Source organism: Bacillus sp. S4 (genome assembly GCF_040838205.1).
GTDB classification, from domain to species: Bacteria; Bacillota; Bacilli; order Bacillales; family Bacillaceae_G; genus Bacillus_A; species Bacillus_A cereus_U.
Window position 1 is genome coordinate 1 of the sequence record NZ_JBFPJI010000286.1, and the last position, 4,116, is coordinate 4,116.

Here is a 4,116-nt window from a genome sequence, read left to right on the forward strand (position 1 = left end):
TGGCAGAACTTAAATTAGAAAATATTTATAAAATATATGATAATAACGTAACAGCCGTAACAGATTTTAATTTACACATTCAAGATAAAGAATTTATCGTATTCGTTGGTCCTTCTGGCTGTGGAAAATCTACAACACTACGAATGGTAGCTGGACTTGAAGATATTTCAAAAGGAGAATTTTCAATTGATGGTAAGCTAATGAACGATGTTCCTCCAAAAGATCGCGATATCGCAATGGTCTTCCAAAACTACGCTCTTTATCCACATATGAGTGTGTATGATAATATGGCATTTGGATTAAAACTTCGAAAAATACCGAAAGATGAAATCGACCGTCGAGTGAAACATGCAGCTCAAATTTTAGGGCTTGAACAATATTTAGATAGAAAACCGAAAGCTTTATCAGGTGGACAACGCCAACGTGTCGCATTAGGTAGAGCGATTGTTCGAGACGCAAAAGTCTTCTTAATGGATGAACCATTATCAAACTTAGACGCTAAACTACGTGTTGCAATGCGATCAGAAATTTCTAAATTACACCACCGCCTTGGTACAACGACAATTTATGTAACACATGATCAAACTGAGGCAATGACAATGGCTTCCCGTCTTGTTGTTATGAAAGACGGAAAAATCCAACAAATTGGAACTCCAAAAGAAGTATATGAAACACCTGAAAATATTTTCGTTGGTGGTTTTATCGGTTCACCCGCAATGAATTTCTTCCGTGGAAAATTAACTGAAACCGATTTCGTTATAGACAGTTCACTAAAGATTAAAGTATCTGAAGGAAAAATGAAGTTATTACGCGAACAAGGCTATGTAAATAAAGAAATTGTTTTAGGTATTCGTCCAGAAGATATTCATGATGAACTATTATTTTTAGAAGCTTCACAATCTACTACTTTTACAACAAAAATTGAAGTTGCAGAGTTGTTAGGGGCTGAATCCATTTTATATATGAAACTTGGAAATCAAGATTTTGCAGCACGTGTTGATGCAAGACATATCTTTTCACCTGGTGACCAAATTAACCTTGCTTTTGATATGAATAAAGCACATTTCTTTGATAGTCAAACCGAACAACGTATTCGCTAAGTATACATACAAATACAACACCTTCTTTTTTAGGTAGAAAAGAGAACCTAGCCATGCATAGAAACGGTCAAATTCTCTTTCTACCCCGTACCAAATTAAAACAAAGAAAATAGTGGGTACGAAATCACTTGTATTCTGTATAGTTTCTACTTATACGATAAGAAATTAGAATGGCTGAAAATACACACAAAAAAACCGTCCACATATATACTGAGGGCGGTTTTCCATTATTATACTAGGGCTTCTATTGTATGAAATGATTGTCCTCTCGTGCTAATAATACCGAAAACTGGTAAATCACTGAGCACCACTTCTTCTTGCTGTTTCATAAAAGATGACGTTAATTGTTTTATCTCTATCCAAACGTCATTAATACAAAGTACATTGGAATCGTTCTCTTGTTGGCGAGAAAAAATAGAATCTATTTTATACAGACCAGCATTTTGAAAAAGCATATCAACACGACTATATGCCTCCATAGCAAAACTGATAACACGTTGCCAATCTCCTTGTTTTCCCATATCGTAGGATACAAAAAGTGCCTCTCCGCCTAGATTCGTAATTTCCTCAGCTGTTGCTTGTCCACTTTCTTGATCAATGTCCGTCACAATTACTTTTGCGCCTTGCTTAGCCAACAAAAGAGCTGTACTACGTCCAATACCGATGCCACCACCAGTTACAATGGCAACCTTTCCTGCAAGCTTCATTTTCATTACCCCTTCTATAAGTCTTACCGTCATTCAGTATACTCTTTTATTAGATTAATCCGCAAGCAGGAAAAGTTAACTCGACAACTTGTAAGCGATTACTTGTTTGTTTCTTTTTTTTTCTTACTATTATACTGATCGAAGGTTAAACCAATAAAAATAAGAATTCCCCAAAATATTAAGCTACCTCCAGTCATTGCAAATCCCCCTTTGTTATATAACGATATTATTTATATCCATTATACCATTCTCTTAATTTTCAATCTATTCAAAACGGAAATAGGGTGTTTGAATTAGCTACCGCTTCTTTAAACATCCTTCAGTAATATGGAAGGTACTATATAGGAGATATCCTCCCTATATAATCAAATTTTTTACGAAATTAAAAATAAGACTTTTTATATACAAACAATAAAAAGTCTTATTTCATTAGTAGCACCTATAATTTAAATATTAATTATACAAGACTCATCACTTTCGTCTTTGCAATTAAATCATGGAAGCCACAATTATCTTTGCGGAATAACATCATATATACATTGCATATTAATGGAACTCCAAGTAATAATATGCTTGGTAATAATAATACCAAAAATCGTATTATTAATGTTTGTAACGTTAGTTTTTCACTTGTTAACGAGATTATTTTTGTTCTTGTTACCTTTTTACCAAGTGTAGAACCGTTCCAAAGAAAAGGTAACACAATAAAATTTATAGCCATTAATACGAAAACAAGTGTAAGGTCATATCTATAGTCACCTAAACTTATATTAAAACGATTGAAAATAGCACTATAGTTCCCGGTAATAATAGCTACTACTGCACCGTACGTAACTGAGATTAAAAACATGTCAATAAGGGAAGCACCTATGCGATTCATTACAAGCGCTGGACGATGCATCTTTAACTTCATTTTGTGTCGACTCCTTCATATCCTTCTTTACCCGTTTCATCGTACCACTTCTAAAAAACATTGTAAACTGGCGTTTCGCTTACTTTTCTTGTACAATGTGTTACAACAGCATTGTAAAGGAGGTTCCCATATTGAAAAGATGGATAATCCTATTTGCCGCACTCTTATTAACAGGTTGTACAGGCAATACAAACCATTTAACTTATACAATTAACGATGAATATGAACTCATACATACTTCTGGAGATGCATTTGAACTTTTCCCCTCTCAGGATGCTGTATATGCTACACAATACATCCCTGCAAAAATTACAGAAATTGCTTGGGACGATAAATACATTATCACAAAACAAATTGAGGAAAAATCAGATCCAAATAATCCTGACGCAGCAATTACAAATAAAAAAAGTGAACATTATTGGATTATCGATGTAAAGCATAATAAAAGATTCGGTCCTTATAATGAAAAACAATTTAACGAGCAAAAAGATGCTTTTAAAATTACAGTACCTTTTCAAAGTGTAGATTCATATGTGAAAGAGCTAAAAAAACAGTCAGCATAACTTTTTATGCTGACTGTTTTCGTTTAAGTACACACCTTACTTAGAAAATGAGATATTGAAAGTTTGTGGCTCTTTAACAGCTTCATGAGTATCTCCCACTGCTAAATCATCTGTTGTAAACTTAATATCCTTTACCTTCTCTTTTCCATCATCGAGTATTAAACCGATAATTCCTTCTCGTGTCTCACCAGGCTTATAATCTTCCCTTGATACACTCTTTGTGCCTACAAGTGTGTCTTCTTCATATAAAAAGTTTTGAGTCGCTACATTAAAATGCTGTTTGTCATTAATAATAACATCATTCATAGAGAAGAATTGCATGTTCTTATTTCCACTATTCTCTACCTTATATGTAATTTCAACATACCGAATCGTATCGCTAATCTCTGTTCCACTTAACGATGCATATAATTCAGCGTCTTCTTGACTCACTTTATCTCCTAATCTACGCTTTACTTCTTCAGGAGTTAATGCAGTATACACTTTCAATGTATTTTTTGCATCTTTGCTCATTTGTGATAATGAGATAACTTTAACGTCTTGTACGTGAATTTTCATTGGGGCTACTTCAAATGTCTGATTCACAGAATGAATCTGTTCTAATTCAAATGTCCCCCACCCTTTTTCTTTCACTTTTTGTCCTACTTTTTTAAGCTCACGCCCACCATACTCTTTTGTTTCTGGAATAGATTCTTTCTTCTTAGGTTCTGCCTTCTTTTCTTCTTGATGGAAGCAACCACTTAACATAAGAAGAAAACTACATAAAACAAAAATACTTTTCCATGCTTTCATCATTTAATTTCTCCTAACACTATCATTCATTAAAATATATT

General features: G+C 33.7%; 6 protein-coding genes. 2 read left to right on the top strand and 4 right to left on the bottom strand.

What is annotated here, in order from left to right; all coding sequences use genetic code 11:
* Positions 1 to 1,100: ABC transporter ATP-binding protein (locus tag AB3X48_RS18545; protein ID WP_367959799.1), on the top strand; the 1,100-nt coding region annotated here is incomplete at its 5' end.
* A gap of 230 nt (positions 1,101 to 1,330) precedes the next feature.
* Here AB3X48_RS18545 and AB3X48_RS18550 read toward each other — a convergent pair.
* From AB3X48_RS18550 to AB3X48_RS18560, 3 genes are all read right to left on the bottom strand, one after another.
* The gene (locus tag AB3X48_RS18550; protein ID WP_033710801.1) at positions 1,331 to 1,840 is read right to left on the bottom strand and encodes an SDR family NAD(P)-dependent oxidoreductase; all 510 of its coding nucleotides are present in this window, start codon (positions 1,838 to 1,840) and stop codon (positions 1,331 to 1,333) included.
* Between the two features lie 65 nt (positions 1,841 to 1,905).
* Positions 1,906 to 2,004, bottom strand: a complete 99-nt coding sequence (locus AB3X48_RS18555) for a hypothetical protein (RefSeq protein WP_002145961.1) — start codon at positions 2,002 to 2,004, stop codon at positions 1,906 to 1,908.
* Between the two features lie 260 nt (positions 2,005 to 2,264).
* On the bottom strand, positions 2,265 to 2,720 hold the full coding sequence (locus AB3X48_RS18560; RefSeq protein ID WP_002014800.1) for an RDD family protein: 456 nt from the start codon (positions 2,718 to 2,720) through the stop codon (positions 2,265 to 2,267).
* A 131-nt stretch (positions 2,721 to 2,851) separates the two neighbouring features.
* Here AB3X48_RS18560 and AB3X48_RS18565 point away from each other — a divergent pair, with 131 nt between their 5' ends.
* Complete coding sequence (locus AB3X48_RS18565) at positions 2,852 to 3,283, top strand: DUF3997 domain-containing protein (RefSeq protein WP_002033805.1); 432 nt, start codon at positions 2,852 to 2,854, stop codon at positions 3,281 to 3,283.
* A 36-nt stretch (positions 3,284 to 3,319) separates the two neighbouring features.
* On the opposite strand, the gene AB3X48_RS18570 is transcribed toward AB3X48_RS18565, so the two are convergent.
* The gene (locus AB3X48_RS18570; protein WP_016106063.1) at positions 3,320 to 4,078 is read right to left on the bottom strand and encodes a hypothetical protein; all 759 of its coding nucleotides are present in this window, start codon (positions 4,076 to 4,078) and stop codon (positions 3,320 to 3,322) included.
* Between the last annotated feature and the right edge of the window lie 38 nt (positions 4,079 to 4,116).

Bases quoted from the DNA above. Each gene is read 5' to 3' on its own strand.
- AB3X48_RS18560 (WP_002014800.1), bottom strand. From the start codon at position 2,720: ATGAAGTTAAAGATGCATCGTCCAGCGCTTGTAATGAATCGCATAGGT.
- AB3X48_RS18570 (WP_016106063.1), bottom strand. From the start codon at position 4,078: ATGATGAAAGCATGGAAAAGTATTTTTGTTTTATGTAGTTTTCTTCTT.
- AB3X48_RS18555 (WP_002145961.1), bottom strand. From the start codon at position 2,004: ATGACTGGAGGTAGCTTAATATTTTGGGGAATTCTTATTTTTATTGGT.
- AB3X48_RS18550 (WP_033710801.1), bottom strand. From the start codon at position 1,840: ATGACGGTAAGACTTATAGAAGGGGTAATGAAAATGAAGCTTGCAGGA.